The organism is Prevotella sp. E15-22 (assembly GCF_023204875.1).
In the GTDB taxonomy this organism is placed as follows: domain Bacteria; phylum Bacteroidota; class Bacteroidia; order Bacteroidales; family Bacteroidaceae; genus Prevotella.
The window spans coordinates 1984384-2002707 of record NZ_CP096247.1 but is presented as its reverse complement, the minus strand read 5'-3'; the positions used below and the strand labels follow the sequence as shown (position 1 = coordinate 2002707).

Below are 18324 nucleotides of genomic sequence, written 5' to 3'. Positions count from 1 at the left end.
CGAAATTTTAAGGAAATGGCAAAATGTTTCTGTGGAATTTTGCCGACTGACATTATTTTATTACTTTTGCAGAAAAATAAGAAACTCATGAAAGAACATCTTGATATCTTCCTGCCCGCTATTGACGATGAATGGGCAGTGACCCTCAAGGAACAAGTGCTAACAAGTACCCTGGTACAAAATGTGTTTCGTGTGGATGCTTTCCGTTCCAGCGAAGCGCTTCGACAGATAGCCGATCAGACACAAGCTCCTTATGTGGCATTAATCGTGAAAGACACAGCTTTAGAATTAGGCGAAGGCGCTTTAGAGCGCATGGTGAAAGTGGCCTCTGATAGTGGGGCGGCCATGGTTTATGCCGACCGTTATGAGAAGAAGAAAATTGATGACGAATGGAAGGTTGAGAGACATCCTGTGATTGACTACCAGTTGGGTGCCATCCGTGATGATTTCGACTTTGGTGCCTTGTGGCTGGTGCGTGGCGAATGGTTGCGCCAGTGGGCCCATGAGTCGGCCAATACGCATTATATATATGGTGGTCTCTACGACTTGCGCCTGTTCTTGAGTCGTCAGGGAGATTTGCTGCATCTTAATGAGATGCTCTATACTGAGGTGGAGCGTGATGTACGTGCCTCTGGTGAGAAGCAGTTCGACTATGTCAACCCTGCCAATCGTGAGGTGCAGGTTGAGATGGAACAGGTGGCCACCCGTCATCTGGAGGCTATTGGTGCTTTGGTTGATACCAATAACCTGCTGACGATTGATTATAATGAACAGCCTTTTGATGTTGAGGCTTCAGTCATTATCCCCGTTTTTAATCGCGCCAAGACCATTGCCGATGCTGTGAAGAGTGCTTTGGAACAGGAAGCGTCGTTTGTCTATAACGTCATTGTGGTTGATAATCATTCTACTGATGGTACCTCCGACATCCTGTCGGATTTGTTGTCAAGTCATGGCAACAAACTCCATGTTCTCACGCCTGAGCGTACCGATCTTGGCATTGGTGGTTGTTGGAACCTGGCTGTCAATGATACCCATTGTGGTCGCTTTGCAGTACAACTCGATAGCGACGATCTTTATTCATCGCCCAAGACCTTGCAGACCATTGTTGATGCCTTCTATCATCAAAAGGCAGCCATGGTAGTTGGCTCATACCGTATGTGCGATTTTGAGTTGAATACGCTGCCGCCAGGGCTGATTGCCCATAAAGAGTGGACTGAGGAGAACGGTCCTAATAACGCATTGCGTATCAATGGTTTAGGCGCACCTCGTGCATTCTTTACTCCGTTGCTTCGTGAGGTGCAATTACCTAATACAAGTTATGGTGAGGACTATGCCATGGGCCTTTGGTTTTCACGCAATTATCGCATCGGACGTATCTATGATGAACTGTATCTTTGTCGCCGTTGGGGAGGTAATAGCGATGCGGCCCTCTCTGTCGACAAGGTCAATGCCAACAACTTGTATAAAGATCGTTTGCGCACTTTGGAGATTAAGGCACGCCAGGCTAAGAACGCTCATCAATCACCAATCATTTCTCAACTCTCTCCCCTGGACCGTTATTTTGACAGACAGCTGAAATTGTGGCCTGAGACCCGCGACCGTTATCGTGAGTTGAGTCATGTGGAGACCCGTGAGTTGAGTGTGGGCTCTTCTACTTTCGAGGTGCAGTTTAACCCAGCACGCATCCGTTCTACTGGTGCCACCATCAGTAAGGAGGCTTTGGCCGCCCGTCCTTGCTTCCTGTGTAAGGCCAATCGTCCTGCAGAGCAGTTGACCAAGATACAGAATGCCGACTACGAGTTGCTGGTCAATCCGTATCCCATCCTGCCCATGCATTTCACCATTCCCATGCGACGCCATCAGCCTCAGCAGATACGTGGTATGTATGGCGAAATGATACAGTTGCTGAAGCACTATCCTGATCTGATGGTTTTCTATAATGGTCCTTTGTGTGGCGCTTCTGCCCCTGATCATGCCCATTTGCAGGCTGGCACCTCAGGTGTCCTGCCTTTGCAGCGCGAGTGGCAGCGCCTGTCGCGCAACCTCACAGAGGTGGCTCGTCGTGGCGAGGATGCCACCTTGTCGGTGATGGAGGATTATCCCTGTGCCGCATTGGTCATTCAGGCTCATGGCCGTCGCAGCAGTGAGCGCATGTTTGCTGCCCTCTATCATGCCCTGCCCAAGGTGCCCGACCAGACAGAGCCGATGCTCAATATTGTGGCATGGCGTGTTGACGATGAATATATCTCAGTGGTGTTCCCTCGCAGGAAGCACCGTCCTGATTGTTACTATAAAGAAAATGACGAGAAACTGCTGATTAGTCCAGGCGCTCTGGATATGTCTGGTCTGCTCATTACGCCTCGTCGCGAGGATTTCGAGCGCCTGACGGCCGAACAGGCAGAAGGTATCCTGAAAGAGTGTGCCCTGTCCGACGAAGAGATGACTGTCCTGAAAGACCGTTTGGCCAAGGTTACCTTTAACGTGCAGCGTTCTGGTGCCTCGATGGAAGAGCCTGATGTTACCGTTGGCATTGTCAGTGGTCAGAAGGTGGTTTTCGAGTTGAACGGTAGTTACATGGCCAAGGGTGAGTCCCTGGTAGGCATGCAGACTGTGGAACTGGCTGAGGGTGGACTGCTATGGCGTGGTCAGAACTATCGTGAGTTGCGCTTCCATCCACAGGACGAGGAGGCGTCGTTCACCCTGCACGATGTGACCATCGGTGTTGGCTTCCACTGGGAGCGACAGGAGAAGCAGACCTTCCGTGGCACCCTTCGCCTGGTGGTTGAGGCCGACAAGGTTGTGGCCATCAACGAACTGCCTGTAGAGCAATATCTTGAAAGTGTTATCTCCAGCGAGATGAGTGCCACCTCGTCGCCTGAACTCTTGAAGGCTCATGCCGTTATTTCGCGTTCATGGCTGCTCTGCCAGATGGAGAACCGTAAGAAGGAAGGTCGTGACAAGGGCAACAGCTTCTTCTCGTTTGTGAAGAAGGACGATGAGTTGCTGCGTTGGTACGATCGTGAGGACCATACCCTCTTTGACGTTTGTGCCGACGACCATTGTCAGCGCTATCAGGGCATCACCCGTGCTTCATCGCCTGCTGTGGCTGAGGCTATCAAAGCCACCCGTGGTCAGGTGCTTATGTCTGAGAACGAGCTTTGTGACACCCGTTTCTCGAAGTGCTGTGGTGGTCAGACCGAGGAGTTCCAGTATTGCTGGGAGAACATCAAGAAGCCCTATCTCGTGTCTGTCAGCGATCCCTTCTGTCATACCAACGACCGTCGCATCTTGTCGCAGGTGTTGAACGACTATGATCAGGAAACGCCCGACTTCTACGAATGGACGGTAGAGTATTCACAAGAAGAGCTCAGCGAGTTGGTGAATCGCAAGACCAAGCTCGACCTGGGCGATATCACAGATATGATTCCCCTCGACCGTGGTAAGAGTGGTCGCATCTGGCGTCTGCAATTGGTGGGCACCAAGCGCAGCTTTATCATTGGTAAGGAACTCGAGATTCGTCGAGCCCTGAGTGAGACCCACCTTTATAGCAGTGCCTTTGATGTGGAGAAGCGCGACAACCGCTTTATCCTTCATGGTCGCGGATGGGGCCATGGCGTAGGTCTTTGTCAGATTGGTGCTGCCGTGATGGGCGAGAAGGGTTATGATTATGATGATATCCTCCTATATTATTATAGAGGTGCAGAAATTAAACAAATCTATTAACACGATATGCAACAGAAGAAATCCCCTTGGATGTGGATACCCTCGCTCTACATGGCAGAGGGTCTGCCCAATGTCATTGTGACATCCGTCGCCGTAGTGCTTTATATGCAGATGGGACTGACAGACACAGAGATAGGCCTTTATACCGGTTGGTTGGGCCTGCCCTGGATTATCAAACCCTTCTGGAGTCCGTTTGTCGACCTGTGTAAGACCAAACGCTGGTGGGTACTCGCCATGCAGTTGCTGTTGGGCTCGTCGTTGGCAGGCATCGCTTTCACCCTGAACACCGACTTCTGGTTTCAAGGCACCATGTTCTGCTTCTTCCTGATGGCCTTTGCCAGTGCCACCCACGATATTGCCGCCGATGGCTATTATATGCTGGAACTCGACGAGCATCAGCAGTCGTGGTTCGTGGGCATCCGCAACACCTTCTACCGACTGGCTGTTATTTTTGGCAATGGCGCCTTGGTGCCTTTGGCAGGCTATCTGCAGACCATCTATCCTGATCGCCATGCCTTTGTGTGGAGTCTGGTGTTCTATGGTGTGGCTGCATTGTTCATTGCGTTCTGGCTGTGGCATTGCTACCTGATGCCTAAGGCTGCTGCCGATGTGCGTAATCATGTGACGGCAGCTGAAGTTACTCGCGGACTTGTCGAGATGTTCAAGGTGTTTTTTACGCGTATGCCTTGGCGCGAGTTGCTGTGTGCCGTCATCTTCATCATGTTCTATCGTTTCCCTGAAGCCCTGCTCAATGCTATGAGTAAGACCTTCCTGACCCGTTCGCAGGAGGATGGTGGCTTGGGACTCTCGCTGGCCGAGTATGGCATCAGCTATGGCACCGTTGGACTCATTGGTCTACTTCTTGGTGGCATCGTTGGTGGTTGGCTGGCCAGTCGTGATGGTTTGAAACGCTGGCTGTGGCCCATGGTCTGCGCCATCACCCTGCCCGATGTGGTGTATGTCTATATGAGTTATGCCATGCCCGAGAATATGGTACTTGTCAGCTCGTGCATCTTTATCGAGCAGTTTGGCTATGGACTTGGCTTCACGGCGCTCACGCTCTATATGCTGTATTTCAGTATGGGACCGTTTAAAACCTCTTTCTATGCCATCTGTACTGGTCTGTCGTATCTGGGCTTGCAGGTGCCTGCCATGTTCTCTGGCTACCTGAAGGACGCTGTGGGCTATCAGACCTTCTTCCTCATTGTGATGGCTCTGTGTGGTGTCACGTTCCTGGTGGCATGGTTTGTGAATATTGACCCTGAGTTTGGCAAGAAGAAATAAATAACGATGGACGGACAGGGCAGAACGACGATGTGGCTTTCCTCTTTGTATTTTGCAAAGGGCATGCCTCGCGTGGTTGTTTTTGTCATTGCCCTGTTGCTGTTCCGCCAGATGGGATTCCATGTGGCCGAGGTTCTTTGTGGCGTGTCACTCTTCTACCTGCCTTGGGTGTTGAAGGTGTGGTGGAAGCCCTTTGTTGACACCACGCTGACTTATCGTCATTGGATTCTGACCACCCAGTTCCTCCTTTCGCTCACTTTTGCGCTACTGGCCTTCTCACTCTCTGTGAGATGGCAGATGTGGTGTCTCCTTGTTTGCTTGTCATGGCTCACGGCCATGCATAACGTGGCAGCCGATGGCTTTGCTCGTCTGCGCCCTCTGGCCTCTCATCATTCTGTGGTTCAGGAATTGTTCCGTAAGTTCTCAATGGTGGTAGGTCAGGGCATGCTGTTGGTGCTGGTGGGCAACATCCAGGTGCTCTATCGTCACGACATGCTTTATTCATGGCGCGTGTTGTTCTATCTGTTGGCGGGCTTCTATCTGTTCTTGATGATTTGGCATGTGTGGATGCTGCCTCGTCGCAGAACAGCTCATCGTGATGAGCAGAACGCCATGCCCACAATATTATATCATGCTTACTGGGGTGGACTTGTTTTCTTTCTTTGCTATGCCTTTGCCCAGGGCATGGTGGCAAAGGTCAGTGTACTGTTCTTGATGGATTCCTATAGCAATGGCGGCTTGGGACTCTCTCCTCAGGAGTTTGGCTTTGTGATGGGTATTGTGGGTATCACGGCCCTGACCGTTGGTGGACTCTTAGGTACCAAGACGATTAACCGCTTTGGCTTCAACCGTTATCTTTGGCCCATGACGCTCGTCATGCTGATACCTTGTGCCGTCTATCTGGCTCTCAGTTATTGGCAGCCACGCGAGTTGTACGTTGTTGCCTCCAGCGTGCTTGCTGAGCAGTTGACCTATGGCTTCGGCTTTGCCTTGTATCTTTCATTCCTTAAGCATACGGCCCATCGTGAGAAAGGCAAGTCGTTGATGGCGCTTTCACTTTTGTTGGGATGCCTTGCTTCAGGACCCTTGTTGCAGTTGATGGGCTATAATGCCTTTTTTGTGATGGCGTTGATTGTATCGCTGCTCACCATTCTGTCATCTTTCACCCTTAGAACCGCAGCAAAATAAGAAAACCCTTTCTTATATTCCCAGGCCTCCTTGGAACGAGGCGTCAATGGCTCTGCTCTGCTGAATGCGCGAGTAGGGCGGCACGTTGTTCGTCACCCAGATGTTGCCACCAATGACAGAATGGTGGCCAATGGTGATGCGTCCAAGGATGGAAGCATTTGAATAGACTGTTACGTGGTCCTCTATAATGGGGTGACGGGGAATGTTCAGCATGTTGCCGTTCTCGTCGTAGCGGAAACTCTTGGCACCCAGGGTCACGCCCTGATACAGGGTTACGTGGTTGCCGATGATGGTGGTCTCGCCAATCACCACGCCAGTGCCGTGGTCGATGGCGAAGTACTCGCCAATCTGCGCACCTGGATGGATGTCGATACCTGTCTTGGAGTGGGCCTGCTCTGTGATGATGCGTGGAATCACGGGCACCTGCATCTGATGTAGCACATGGGCAATGCGATAGTGCGTCATCGTGTTCATCACTGGATAGCAGTAGATCACCTCGCCATAGTTGGTGGCGGCAGGGTCGCTCTGGAACATGGCCTCCACATCGGTATACAGCAGTCGCTTCACCTCGGGCAACTGGTCAATGAACTTCAGTGCCAGGTTCTCGGCAGCGCGAAGCACTTCCTCCTCCGTACAGTTGCAATCCTCGCAAAACTGCATGCCACGGGCAATCTGACGTTTCAGCAGGTTGTATAGTTCGTCCATGCTGACGCCGATATGGTAAGAGCGCATCTTCTCGTCGCTCTGGCGCTTGTGGAAATAGTCGGTGAAGATGATGTCCTTACACAGGCTCACAATTCGCCTTACCTCTTCCACACTTGGCATCGGAGCTGTGCCAGCGGGCATCATGTCGTGCTCGCGTTCTGACAGTTTCGACAGCTTTGCTACGTTTCTCTGTAGCACCTCGTTCAGTTGATCCATAATCTATATCTTTATCTGATGAACAGCAGTTCACGGTATTTGGGTAGTGTCCACAGACCGTCTTCCACGATGAGTTCCAGCTTGTCAATCTGCTTGCGGATAGCCTCCATCAGCGGACATACGGTGTCGTGATAGGCAATGGCGCGCTTGTGGATGCATTCAATGCGGTTGGCCACACGGCGTGCCTCAGTGAGGTCCTCGGCCAACTGCTCAATCTTCTCTGTGCGCTCGGCAATCTCCTCGATGAGTTTCATATTACGGGTTGACAGGCGTTCTGCTCGCTCTGCGGCAAACACTTCCTTCATGCCCTGTACGTTTTTGATGAGCTTACTCTGATAGTGGGTGGCCACAGGGATGATGTGGTTCATCGCTAAATCGCCCAGCACGCGTGCTTCAATCTGAACGGTCTTCACGTACATCTCCCATTTCACCTCGTTGCGGGCTTCCAACTCCTTCTTGTTCATCACCTTGGTACTCTCAAACATCTTGATGCTCGAGTCGTCGAGGTAGTGCTCGAAGATCACGGGGCACGACTTCTCCACGTCGAGTCCACGCTTGGCGGCTTCCTCTACCCATTCCTCTGAGTAGCCGTTGCCATCAAAGCGGATGGGTTTGCAGGTCTTCACGTCGTCTTTCAGTACCTCGAGCAAGGCCTGAATCTTATCCTCGCCCTTGGCAATCTTGGCGTCCACACGCTCTTTGAATGAGTTCAGGGCCTCGGCCATGGCGGCGTTCAGGGCAATCATAGCGCTGGCGCAGTTCACGCTGGAACCAGGTGCACGGAACTCGAAGCGGTTGCCTGTGAAGGCAAAGGGTGACGTGCGGTTGCGGTCGGTATTGTCCACCACGAGGTCAGGAATCTGGGCAATGTCAATCTCCATGCCCTGCTTACCCTTCAGGTTGAACAGTTCGTTGGTCTTTGATGTCTCGATATGGTTCAGCACCTCGGTGAGCTGTGTGCCCAGGAACGAGCTGATGATAGCGGGAGGTGCCTCGTTGCCGCCCAGACGGTGGGCGTTGGTGGCACTCATGATCGATGCCTTCAGCAGTCCATTGTGATGATATACGGCCATCAGCGTCTCAACGATGAAGGTGATGAAGCGCAGGTTCTCTTCTGGCGTGGTGCCAGGGGCGTGCAGCAGTGTAGATGACTCATTGTGCATTGTACATTGTGCATTGTGCATTGCAGTCAGACTCCAGTTGCAGTGCTTACCGCTGCCGTTGATGCCGTCGAAGGGCTTTTCGTGGAGCAGCACGCGAAAACCATGTTTGCGAGCCACCTTCTTCATCAAGCTCATCAACAGCATGTTGTGGTCAACGGCGAGGTTACACTCTTCGAAGATGGGGGCCAACTCAAACTGGTTGGGGGCCACCTCGTTGTGGCGTGTCTTCACAGGGATGGCCAACTCCAGCGACTGAATCTCGAGGTCCTTCATAAAGGCCTGCACACGGTCGGGGATGGTACCAAAGTAGTGGTCGTCCATCTGCTGGTTCTTGGCACTCTCGTGACCCATCAGTGTTCTGCCGGTCATCAGCAGGTCAGGACGGGCAGAGTAGAGGCCCTCGTCCACGAGGAAGTACTCCTGTTCCCAACCCAGGTTCACCTGCACCTTGGTCACGTCGTCGTAGAAATACTGGCAAACATCCTTGGCGGCCTTGCTCACGGCATGGATAGCACGGAGTAGGGGAGCCTTATAGTCGAGGGCCTCGCCCGTATAGGCAATAAAGATGGTGGGGATACACAGTGTGTCGTCGATGATAAACACGGGCGATGTGGGATCCCAGGCTGAGTAGCCGCGAGCCTCAAACGTGTTGCGGATACCACCGTTGGGGAACGAACTGGCATCGGGCTCCTGCTGCACCAGCAGCTTGCCTGAGAACTTCTCAATCATGCCGCCCTTACCGTCGTGCTCCACGAAGGCGTCGTGCTTCTCGGCTGTACCCTCGGTCAGGGGCTGGAACCAGTGCGTATAGTGTGTCACACCCATCTCCAGGGCCCACTGCTTCATGCCTGCAGCCACTGCATCGGCAATCGAGCGGTCCAGACGGGCACCGTTATCCATCACATCAATCATCTTGTCGTAGATGTCCTTTGGCAGGTATTTGTACATCTTCTGACGATTGAATACATACTTGCCAAAATACTCTGAAGGGCGCTCTGCGGGCACCTTTACCTCAAGGGCGTGCTTCTTAAACGCCTCTTCTACTACCTGAAATCTTAAGTTGTTTGCCATCATTTGCATTGATTTTGCCTGCAAAGGTAGTGCAAATCGAGCGAAATACAAAGAAAATGGTATTTTTTCTTTTATTTCCGAGATGCAGCCTACCTTCGATTTGCAATCAAAGGTACGATTAAGTGAGTAAAAAACCAAATTTATTTGGATTTATATTACAGATTACCACATATAGTCCTCTTCCCACCCATCGTACGTCACTTTTTTGTTCCAGCCATGCGCTTTGCAAATCTGGGCAATTATCGCCTGCTGCTCAGGTGAGATAAGGCGTGTGCCGTTGCGATACTCGTAGAAACGTTTGCGCGAGAAGACTCTAATCAACTCCCTCTTAATGGCTTTCGCATCATTATAGGGAATCTCGTCCAACAGGTGATTCATACCTTTCGCATTCTTTACAATCTTGTTCTCGCGATAGAAAGGACAGTGGTTTGAATTAACTTCAGGATTCCTTGGATTTACACTCATCACGTTCAGCGTATCGCCACTAACGTAAGGGTTAATCAACCAGTGCAGGCAACTGTCGTGACGCTTACATTCATTAATAAAACAAGGCAAGTAATGATCTGCCTTCTGCTTAAGTTGGTTTACTTTATTCATGGTTTCTTTCACTTTTTGTTATACGCATGCAAAGGTAATAAATTTCCTGACGTTTTCCAAATTATTTGTGTAGAAATAAATTGGAAAAGTGTTTCCATTTTGTTTCCCCTATGGAAACACTTTGTTTCTCCTATAGAAACACTTTGTTTCCATTATCGAAATAAAGTGTTTCTCACAAGGAAACACTCTGTTTCGAACGTTGAAACAGTTTTGAGGGGTGTAGTTTAACGTTTTTACTTGCCTACTTCCAGTCTAATTAATGATAAGAGTTGACTCAATTAAACTTAATTTTTATTTCACGTTGACTCTATTTGGAATTAGTTATAAATCGGGTTTACACCTATTCTGATGCAAAGATACCTATTTAATTTTATGCAGCCAAAGCTTTGAGTGCAATTTCTCTGTGACTCTTCCATTTCTTCTTCAATTCGCCAGTACAGAGAGCAGCCTGAGCTGGCGTTTTCCAGTCAAGGCTCATATGTGGACGCTCGTTGTTATAGAAGTCAATAGCTACTTTCAGGGCTCTTTTTACCTCATCAATAGAGAAAAACGACATGTCCATAAGCAATTCGTTCTTGACAATGCCGTTGACACTTTCGGCTACTGCATTCTCCTTGGGATCTCCACACTCTGTCATGCTGATCTTGATATAGTTTGACTTTTTCTGATTTCAATACATTTTTTTTTTGCTTTTTTCAAGATATTTACCTAAACAGAATTCTTTTTGACAGAAATTATGTAACTTTGCATTTGAATTTATAATTAATGGGTCATTATGTTGATTGAAAATATAAATATAGGTGAGAAACGTTGGAATAGACTCGTTTTTTTTCTGGGTGTTATTCTTTAATCTTGCTATTTAAAATTATATATAAATAATTTGAATCGAGGCAATAATGAATAAGATATACAGTACAATACTTTTGCTGGCAATATGTCAGATAGCTTTTGCTGATGAAAAGTTGACGGGAGCGGTAATAGGCACCAAGGAAACTGTGGACTATGGTGATTTCAGTAAATCGACTACGGTCAACACTTGTATGAATGCTTTTGATGGAGACTTGAATACGTATTTTGCCTCGTGGGAAAGAAGTTATACTTGGGTCGGGTTGGATTTAGGTGAATCTCATGTCATTACAAGGGTGGGCTGGTCGCCACGAAAAGATGGCCAAGGTGATAAACGTATTCTTCTTGGTGTCTTCGAGGGAGCCAATCGTGAGGATTTTATGGATGCCTTACCTATTTATGTTATAACAGAAAAGGGACAAAATGGACTGATGTCATATGCCGATGTCCAATGTTCCCGTGGCTTTCGCTATGTTAGGTATGTGGGGCCTTCTGATGCCCGATGCAATATTGCTGAGTTGGAGTTCTATGGCTATCAGGGAGTGGGTAACGATAGTAGCCTGTATCAGTTGACGAATCTGCCCACTGTAAGCATCCATACGCAGGACAACGAGATTCCTTATGATAAAAAACATCAAATTGTATCGCAATTGACAATCATTTCTGATAATGGCACCAAGTTACTTTCTGAGTCTGGAACGATACGTGAGAGGGGGAACTTCTCACGCTCTTTTCCCAAGAAACCATATCGTATTAAGTTTGACAAGAAACAGCGTGTGCTTGATGCTCCTGCAAAGGCCAAGAAGTGGACATTAATAAATAATTATGGCGATAAAACGTTGATGCGTAATTTGTTGGCTTTTGAGTTGAGTCGTCGATTAGGTATGACGTATACTCCTTTTGGTGCAGCTGTTGATGTGATATTGAATGGTGAATATAAGGGCTGTTATCAGTTGTGTGATCAAGTGAATATTAATAAGAACCGCGTCAATATCACCGAAATGACCTCGCAAGACAATGAAGGAACAGCCTTAACAGGAGGTTATTTCGTGGAGGTTGATGCATATGCTGACCAGGAAAATTCGTGGTTCAGATCAACGAAAGGTACTCCCGTCACTATTAAGTCGCCAGACGAGGACAGTATAACGATTGCGCAGAAAAATTATATTATGAACTATTTTAATAAAATGGAGGTACAATGGAAGAGTTATTTGGACCTTAACAGCTTTCTGCGACATTTCCTAGTGGGGGAATTGTCGGGTAACACAGATACCTATTGGAGCATGTTTATGTATAAAGAGCGTGGCGATGATATGATGTATACAGGTCCCGTTTGGGACTTTGACTTGGCGTTTGAAAATGATAATCGTACCTATCCTATTAACAGTAAGAAAGACTATATCTATAGAAGTTATGGAAGTTGTACAGGCAACATGCGTAATTTTGTGGATGAAATCGTGGTGAATGATGTTGATGCCAAATCTCTGTTAGCAGAGATTTGGGCTGAGGCACGTCAAAGCGGATTGACAGAGGAATATATGTTGGCCTATATTGACTCTTTAGAAAATGCATTGCAGCAATCTCAGAATTTAAATTTTATCCGCTGGCCTATAATGAATCAGGGCGTGCATCAGAATCCGCGTATTTGGGGTAGTTATCAGGCCGAGGTAGAAAATGTACGTACTTATATGAAGGAACGCATTGCCTGGATGGACAAAAAACTGAATTATACCTTTGCTCCTAACGGCATTGCCGATGTAGCGGTTGATATGACGAAAGCCTATCAAGTATATACACTCTCAGGTCGCTATTGTGGCGCTAAGATGGAGGGTTTACAATCAGGCATCTATCTATTACGTCAAGGCAAGGTCGTTAAGAAAGTTGTGGTAAAATAATATTCATTTGTATTTCGATAGTCATGGCGTTAGCACATAGATTATTGAAATAAAATAATCATATCATTTGTGTATTATATAAATTTTTTGTATTTTTGCAGCGCTTTTTGATTATATTTATGGTACGAAATCCTTTAGTTAGTGTTATAATTCCCAATTATAATCATGCTCTGTATCTTCAAGAGCGCATTTCCAGTGTGCTTAATCAAAAGTTTGATAACTTTGAGTTGATTATATTGGACGATTGTTCTACAGATAATAGTAAGGACATCATAAAAGAATTTGAGCAAGATCCACACGTTACACATGTAGTATATAATAGTGTTAATACTGGTAATACATTTGTTCAGTGGGAAAAAGGTATTGAATTGGCAAGGGGCAAATATGTTTGGATCGCCGAAAGTGACGATGTCGCAGATGAGAATTTTCTTTCGATAATAATCCCTTTGTTAGAGAATAATCCTTCTGCAGTTGTGGCTTTTTCTCATTCGTGGACGATTAATGAGAATGGAGATAGGACTTCTGAAGATTGGCATGGAAAAACTAAGGATGGTGATATAGATTTATATAAAGGACGCTATTTTGCATATAGGCGGCTGCTAACTGCCAATTATATTTATAATGCAAGTATGGTTGTCTTTTTACGTTCCGCTTTTAGTAAAGTTGATGATATTTATAAAAAATTTAGGTATTGCGGTGATTGGGCTTTTTGGGCAAGAATGTGTTTGCTTGGTGATGTTATAGAGGTTTCCATTCGTTTGAATTCTTTTCGTCAGCATATGAACAAGGTATCTGCGAGAGGATCGGTATCCGATAATGCAATGAAAGATGCAGCCGCAATAGTAAATGACTTGATTTCTTTGTTTAAATTGAATTACCTTCAAAAAAGAGCGCATCGAGGATTTTGGACTGTGCTGTTAAAGACTCATGATATTAAAGATAAACATACTTATGTCAATCAATATCCAAAAGTTTTCGATGGAAACAGAGCTGATATTATATTTGTATATGCTAACAAAATTATCAATAGGTTTATATACAAAAAACTATATGTAAAGAAGTTGAAGATGTAATCTAAGAATCCTCTTTTAATTATTTATTTAGGATTTCCATAGGTCTATAATTGAGAAAACTAGCATTTGGATAAGAAAAATTTCATAGGAGTGTATACCCATCCATTGTAGGCCTTTGTTTATGAATAGATTCTTAGTAGGGTAGGAATATAATTTTTTGAGAATTTTTAGAAATCCAAATGTTATATATAAATAGCATATCCAGTTACAAATCGATATTTTTTGATTTGTGAAAGGGTATATATATATATCATTGTAATGGAATAATATGGTGGCCCCCATTCCTATCAAGGCAATAATAGATGTTGTGATGTTTATTCTTATTCCTTGTACTGCTATAATGTTTCCGAGATAAATTAAGAAAAGGTATCTTAGAAATAGTAGTCTATATATACGCGTTGGAATTATATTTGCGACTACGATTTCAATTATTGTAGATAAAACTATGAATAAAAGAAGTAGTTTTGTTCCCTTGATTTTTCTGAAAATGGCAGCAAAAAGAGGCAATAGAATTGCGAATTGAATGTATATCCAAGGATAGTAGCAGCCTGGTCCAATTCCTCCCCATAGAATAGTTGTTTCAATAAACTGCGAAGTACTTGTATCACCATATATCACATGCCTCGTAAAGTGAAGGCATATGATAATACTCTCAGTCAAAAGAAATGGCTTTATGATTCTATTCCATATTTTTTTGTAATTTGTATTTATTCTCTCAATACCTTTCTTGTACGTATGAAAAACTTGAATGATGAGAAAAATCGGAACGGCGGTCGATCCCCAGATACAAAAGAATGTCTTGTTTGTGAATTCTGATGGTAGGCAATGGTTTAGTATAACAAAGAAGATACATATCCCTTTAAGATAATCGATAAAGGGATCATATCCTTCGCGTTTCAGACAAATGTATGACGTTCTCATCACCTATGTTCTAGTCCTTTGTTACCTTTTGAAGTTTAGTTATTACCTTTAGTATCCATGTCATTTTGTTTTTTGCGAGGAAGAATAGAATCCTTTGTCTTATTGTAAAAGGATAGTATTTATAATAGTTGTTTGCTTCAGGAAAAGTGTGAATGTAGCAGTCTATATCCCTGATGTTTTTGTCTATCAGGAGTCCCTGTTTGCAGGTAAACATTAAATGATGCATTAAATCTTTATTGATTTCATATAAATCATTCTTTTTTAATCTGGTTGTTATCTCCTTTAAGACGCTTATGCGTTCCTTGATACCTAAAGCTTTTCCTTTTTCTGAAACACCTTCTCCTTCACACATCGCAATTTTTACTGGCATTCGATAAAAAGAACAGTTGTAAAAAAGTATTTGTTCTATATAAAACTTCCAGTCTGAAACAATCTTGTAACTTTCATCATACTGTTCATTATCGAAGAGTTCTTTCTTGAAAAGACATGCTTGATGATGTAGGGTTGGTGAGAAAGGGTCTTTCTTTCCAGGAATCTTGATAAGGCAAAGTGTAGCTACAGGCGTATTTATGTTTTCTGCAAAACCATGGACAATGTCCCATTTAAGGTAAGGAAGGCAATCTTCCAAAACGTGCTCATTATATAGCATGTCACCTGAGTTAATGAAACTTAAGTATTCACCATGAGCAGCTTTAACGCCTTTATTCATCGCATGGTATATGCCATTATCTTTTTCTGATACCCAGTAAGTTATTCTGTCTTTATATTCATTGATTATATCAACGCTGCCATCGGTAGAACCACCATCAATGACAATGAATTCATAGTCTTTGTATGACTGGTTTATGATACTCTCAATAGTATTTCTTAAACCATCACGATTATTGTAGTTAATTGTTATAATGGAGTATTTCATATCGTTTCGTATATTTTAGATAGTTCCTCGGCACTTTTCTTCCAACAGAAATTGTTAAGACGAGTGCGTTGTTTTGATAATAAGGTTTTTCTTTCTTCTGAAGATAATGATAGAATCATTTCAATCTTTTCTTTCAGATTGGTTCTTTCTGGTGTTAATTCAAAATAAATTGCAGCATCTTTTGCAATTTCTGGAAAGCAGCTGGCGTTATTGAGCAAGACAGGACAATCAGCCTGATATGCCTCTAAAATTGGAATTCCAAACCCCTCGTATTCACTTGGATAGATGAAGCATATTGCATGATGGTATAGTGAATATAACTGTGCATCATCCTTTGCCCAGATATTGATAAAGGATTTGCTTATACCATATTCTTGGAATAGTGTCTTTTCTTCTTTGCTAAAAGTATGTCCAGTACAAATAACCCGTAGATCTTTATTTTGCTTAAGCAGAGGAGACACTTGTTTTACAAAAGGAATGAAATTCTTATAGCCTCTTCGATCTCCAACATATAAAATATATGGAGATTGAATGGGTGAGCTACTCTTTTGTGGAACAGCTAATGAACTTCCATGATATACCACATGAACTTTTTCCTCTGGAATACCTAGAATACGGATGATGTCTTGTTTTGTGTTCTCGCTTACAGCGATAATAGCATTTGCTAAAGGTGCTAATTTTCGCTTCATTCTAATTTGAAAATCATCTTTCTGGAAATACTGTGGATATAGTTCTGGAATCATATCATGAATTGTTAACACGAAAGGTTTACCATTCAGATATGGCAAATAGTAGTCGTCAAAATATGTCGGATGGAAAATGTCAAAGTCTCCCTTCTTAATGATTTCAATAGAATTTATTAGATTGTTGTCAGGTCTTACATCTTTTTTTGTTATCTTTTTATACAATTCATATAAACGCCATTTTCCTGGAAAATTTTGGCGACATATGAAATGATTAATTCCATCTCTTTTAGGTCGAATCCCATGTAGATTCATTTCCCTGATGTATACATTGTCTGATTCAACCAAAGATATTTGAGCATCAACATTGCTTGGCATGTTTTTATATAACTCTGCAAAACAACGTGAGATACCTCCAATCTCTTGTATCGCAAACATTTGATGGTCGTATAGGATTCTCATTGTATGGGGGATTATGTTATTGTTTAAATTCTGTTCGTAATAATGTTTTTAATGCGGACGATGAACATTCGCATACCTCTGTTGCAGAGGTATAATATAGAGAACGTGATTAAAGAGAATACTGTTAGACCTATAACAATGGATAATGCTATAATTAATATGTTACTCTCTTTATCACTTATTTGAGTCATTAACGATTTTGCAATCAAAGCGCCTACGACTAAAATAAGTAGGTGAAATGTATATTGATAATAATAGGATAAAACAGATGATTTCAAACCATGGCGGAAGATATAGAATGGTTTCCAAATTAGGATAATAATGATAAGACTAAGATTGACTCCAATTAGGACTCCGTTTAATCCCCATAGGTATCCAAAGAGAATTGATCCTCCCAGATTAATACATGCTTCAACAATAGGTGCCCATACATCTCCGAAAAGTTGGAATGCATCTTTAAATGATTCGATTACAGAGCGTGAAATTTGTATAAACATATAAAGGATAAGTAGTAAGAGGGTACTTTCATCCAAAATATATTTATTGCCAATCCACATTGAAATGAATGGTTCAATACATATATACATGGCAAAACAAATGATGCCTCCTATCCATATTCTGGAAGAAAAAAGTTCCCAGAATACATCCATAGTATGTTGCTTGTTGTTGTCTGCAACTAAATTTCCAATCGAAGCACCCATTCCGCCGAAGATAACTGATGTAAGGGATAAGCAATATCCAATTAACATCATATAATTCCCATAGTGGGTGACCATCTCGAGAGATACAAATGCATAAATCACGATTGGTGAGGTTTGGTATAGAACAAAACCACCAATCTTATGAACAAATAACTGTTTTGTTTTAGTTAAAATGATATTGTGTTTTTGTAGCAGTATTGAAGTTTCCTCTTTGGATTTATGTAGCCAAGGATATTCTTTCTTAATAACACTGTTGATTACAAATACTGTAGCAATATTGCCAGCGAGTTCCGCACCAATCCATCCCCAAATACCGAGGGGGGTGAAAATGAGTAATATAACCTGTGTGATTATTTTTATATAGCGTACACAATGAATCCATGGGGTTAGTTTGAAACTCTTCTGGTCTGCCTCGATAAGTACTTCTCGATAGTTCCAAAGATAGCTAAAAATGGAACCACTAAGAAAAACAAAATAAGCAATGTATATATAAATAATACTGCATTCCGTAGAAGGAAAGATAAAAGGAATCGCAATCAGAATTGGGATGCTTAATCCGCATAGAAGAATCGCTATTCGTCTGTAGAGTATTCTTTGCACGGACATGATATCTATAATGGCATTTTCATCTTTATCATGAATGGGCTTGTATAGTGATGTCGCCATAGCAATACCAATGCCAAGTTCTGCTAAATTAAGAAAACTTAGAATATTGCCAAGGGTAGTATTGAGTCCAATGATTTCATCACCTAGATAGTTAAGAAAAACCTTGCGGGAGTAAAAACCCACAAAGATTTGTATCACAAAAAGTATTAATGATACTTTTGAGTTCTGAATAGTTCTTTTTGTGCGTGAAACTGACATGCTTTAGATGTTGTTT

The 18324-nt window shown here is 44.0% G+C and carries 12 protein-coding genes and 1 pseudogene; 5 read left to right on the top strand and 8 right to left on the bottom strand.

Annotated elements, in window-relative coordinates; genetic code table 11:
- Positions 1 to 87 precede the first annotated feature (87 nt).
- Genes M1D30_RS08195 through M1D30_RS08185 form a run of 3 tightly spaced genes read left to right on the top strand, consistent with a single transcriptional unit; the run spans position 88 to position 6195 of the window.
- On the top strand, positions 88 to 3723 hold the full coding sequence (locus tag M1D30_RS08195; RefSeq protein WP_248502836.1) for a DUF4922 domain-containing protein: 3636 nt from the start codon (positions 88 to 90) through the stop codon (positions 3721 to 3723).
- 6 nt (positions 3724 to 3729) lie between these two features.
- Positions 3730 to 5007 (top strand): MFS transporter, encoded by a 1278-nt coding sequence (locus M1D30_RS08190; RefSeq protein ID WP_248502834.1) that lies wholly within the window; start codon positions 3730 to 3732, stop codon positions 5005 to 5007.
- 6 nt (positions 5008 to 5013) lie between these two features.
- Positions 5014 to 6195 (top strand): MFS transporter, encoded by a 1182-nt coding sequence (locus tag M1D30_RS08185; RefSeq protein ID WP_248502832.1) that lies wholly within the window; start codon positions 5014 to 5016, stop codon positions 6193 to 6195.
- A 12-nt stretch (positions 6196 to 6207) separates the two neighbouring features.
- On the opposite strand, the gene epsC is transcribed toward M1D30_RS08185, so the two are convergent.
- From epsC to M1D30_RS08165, 4 genes and pseudogenes are all read right to left on the bottom strand, one after another.
- Entirely contained in the window at positions 6208 to 7116 is a 909-nt protein-coding gene (epsC, locus tag M1D30_RS08180; RefSeq protein WP_248502830.1) for a serine O-acetyltransferase EpsC, read from the bottom strand.
- A gap of 11 nt (positions 7117 to 7127) precedes the next feature.
- Entirely contained in the window at positions 7128 to 9350 is a 2223-nt protein-coding gene (locus M1D30_RS08175; protein WP_248507784.1) for a glutamine synthetase III, read from the bottom strand.
- A 162-nt stretch (positions 9351 to 9512) separates the two neighbouring features.
- The gene (locus tag M1D30_RS08170) at positions 9513 to 9947 is read right to left on the bottom strand and encodes a DUF6078 family protein (RefSeq protein WP_248502828.1); all 435 of its coding nucleotides are present in this window, start codon (positions 9945 to 9947) and stop codon (positions 9513 to 9515) included.
- A 370-nt stretch (positions 9948 to 10317) separates the two neighbouring features.
- Positions 10318 to 10608: pseudogene (locus M1D30_RS08165) on the bottom strand (integrase core domain-containing protein); the annotation flags it as partial.
- 262 nt (positions 10609 to 10870) lie between these two features.
- Here M1D30_RS08165 and M1D30_RS08160 point away from each other — a divergent pair.
- On the top strand, positions 10871 to 12688 hold the full coding sequence (locus tag M1D30_RS08160) for a CotH kinase family protein (protein ID WP_248502823.1): 1818 nt from the start codon (positions 10871 to 10873) through the stop codon (positions 12686 to 12688).
- A gap of 119 nt (positions 12689 to 12807) precedes the next feature.
- Positions 12808 to 13761: a glycosyltransferase gene (locus M1D30_RS08155; protein WP_248502822.1), complete on the top strand. Its 954-nt coding sequence runs from the start codon at positions 12808 to 12810 to the stop codon at positions 13759 to 13761.
- A 27-nt stretch (positions 13762 to 13788) separates the two neighbouring features.
- Here the strand turns inward: M1D30_RS08155 and M1D30_RS13800 are convergent, their stop codons facing one another.
- Genes M1D30_RS13800 through M1D30_RS08140 form a run of 4 tightly spaced genes read right to left on the bottom strand, consistent with a single transcriptional unit; the run spans position 13789 to position 18308 of the window.
- Positions 13789 to 14682: an acyltransferase family protein gene (locus tag M1D30_RS13800; protein WP_371874055.1), complete on the bottom strand. Its 894-nt coding sequence runs from the start codon at positions 14680 to 14682 to the stop codon at positions 13789 to 13791.
- 10 nt (positions 14683 to 14692) lie between these two features.
- Positions 14693 to 15598 carry a glycosyltransferase family 2 protein gene (locus M1D30_RS08150; protein ID WP_248502820.1) on the bottom strand — a complete coding sequence of 302 codons (906 nt, stop codon included), beginning with the start codon at positions 15596 to 15598 and terminating at the stop codon, positions 14693 to 14695.
- Positions 15595 to 16743 (bottom strand): glycosyltransferase family 1 protein, encoded by a 1149-nt coding sequence (locus tag M1D30_RS08145; RefSeq protein ID WP_248502818.1) that lies wholly within the window; start codon positions 16741 to 16743, stop codon positions 15595 to 15597. Before M1D30_RS08145 ends, M1D30_RS08150 begins: the two co-directional genes overlap by 4 nt.
- Before the next feature lie 23 nt (positions 16744 to 16766).
- Positions 16767 to 18308, bottom strand: coding sequence for a lipopolysaccharide biosynthesis protein (locus M1D30_RS08140; RefSeq protein ID WP_248502816.1), 1542 nt, complete (start codon positions 18306 to 18308; stop codon positions 16767 to 16769).
- Positions 18309 to 18324 lie beyond the last annotated feature (16 nt).

Coding starts and splice junctions, on each gene's coding strand:
- epsC (WP_248502830.1), bottom strand. CDS start 7,116: ATGGATCAACTGAACGAGGTGCTACAGAGAAACGTAGCAAAGCTGTCG.
- M1D30_RS08190 (WP_248502834.1), top strand. CDS start 3,730: ATGCAACAGAAGAAATCCCCTTGGATGTGGATACCCTCGCTCTACATG.
- M1D30_RS08170 (WP_248502828.1), bottom strand. CDS start 9,947: ATGAATAAAGTAAACCAACTTAAGCAGAAGGCAGATCATTACTTGCCT.
- M1D30_RS08195 (WP_248502836.1), top strand. CDS start 88: ATGAAAGAACATCTTGATATCTTCCTGCCCGCTATTGACGATGAATGG.
- M1D30_RS08140 (WP_248502816.1), bottom strand. CDS start 18,308: ATGTCAGTTTCACGCACAAAAAGAACTATTCAGAACTCAAAAGTATCA.
- M1D30_RS13800 (WP_371874055.1), bottom strand. CDS start 14,682: ATGAGAACGTCATACATTTGTCTGAAACGCGAAGGATATGATCCCTTT.
- M1D30_RS08155 (WP_248502822.1), top strand. CDS start 12,808: ATGGTACGAAATCCTTTAGTTAGTGTTATAATTCCCAATTATAATCAT.
- M1D30_RS08145 (WP_248502818.1), bottom strand. CDS start 16,743: ATGAGAATCCTATACGACCATCAAATGTTTGCGATACAAGAGATTGGA.
- M1D30_RS08175 (WP_248507784.1), bottom strand. CDS start 9,350: ATGGCAAACAACTTAAGATTTCAGGTAGTAGAAGAGGCGTTTAAGAAG.
- M1D30_RS08150 (WP_248502820.1), bottom strand. CDS start 15,598: ATGAAATACTCCATTATAACAATTAACTACAATAATCGTGATGGTTTA.
- M1D30_RS08185 (WP_248502832.1), top strand. CDS start 5,014: ATGGACGGACAGGGCAGAACGACGATGTGGCTTTCCTCTTTGTATTTT.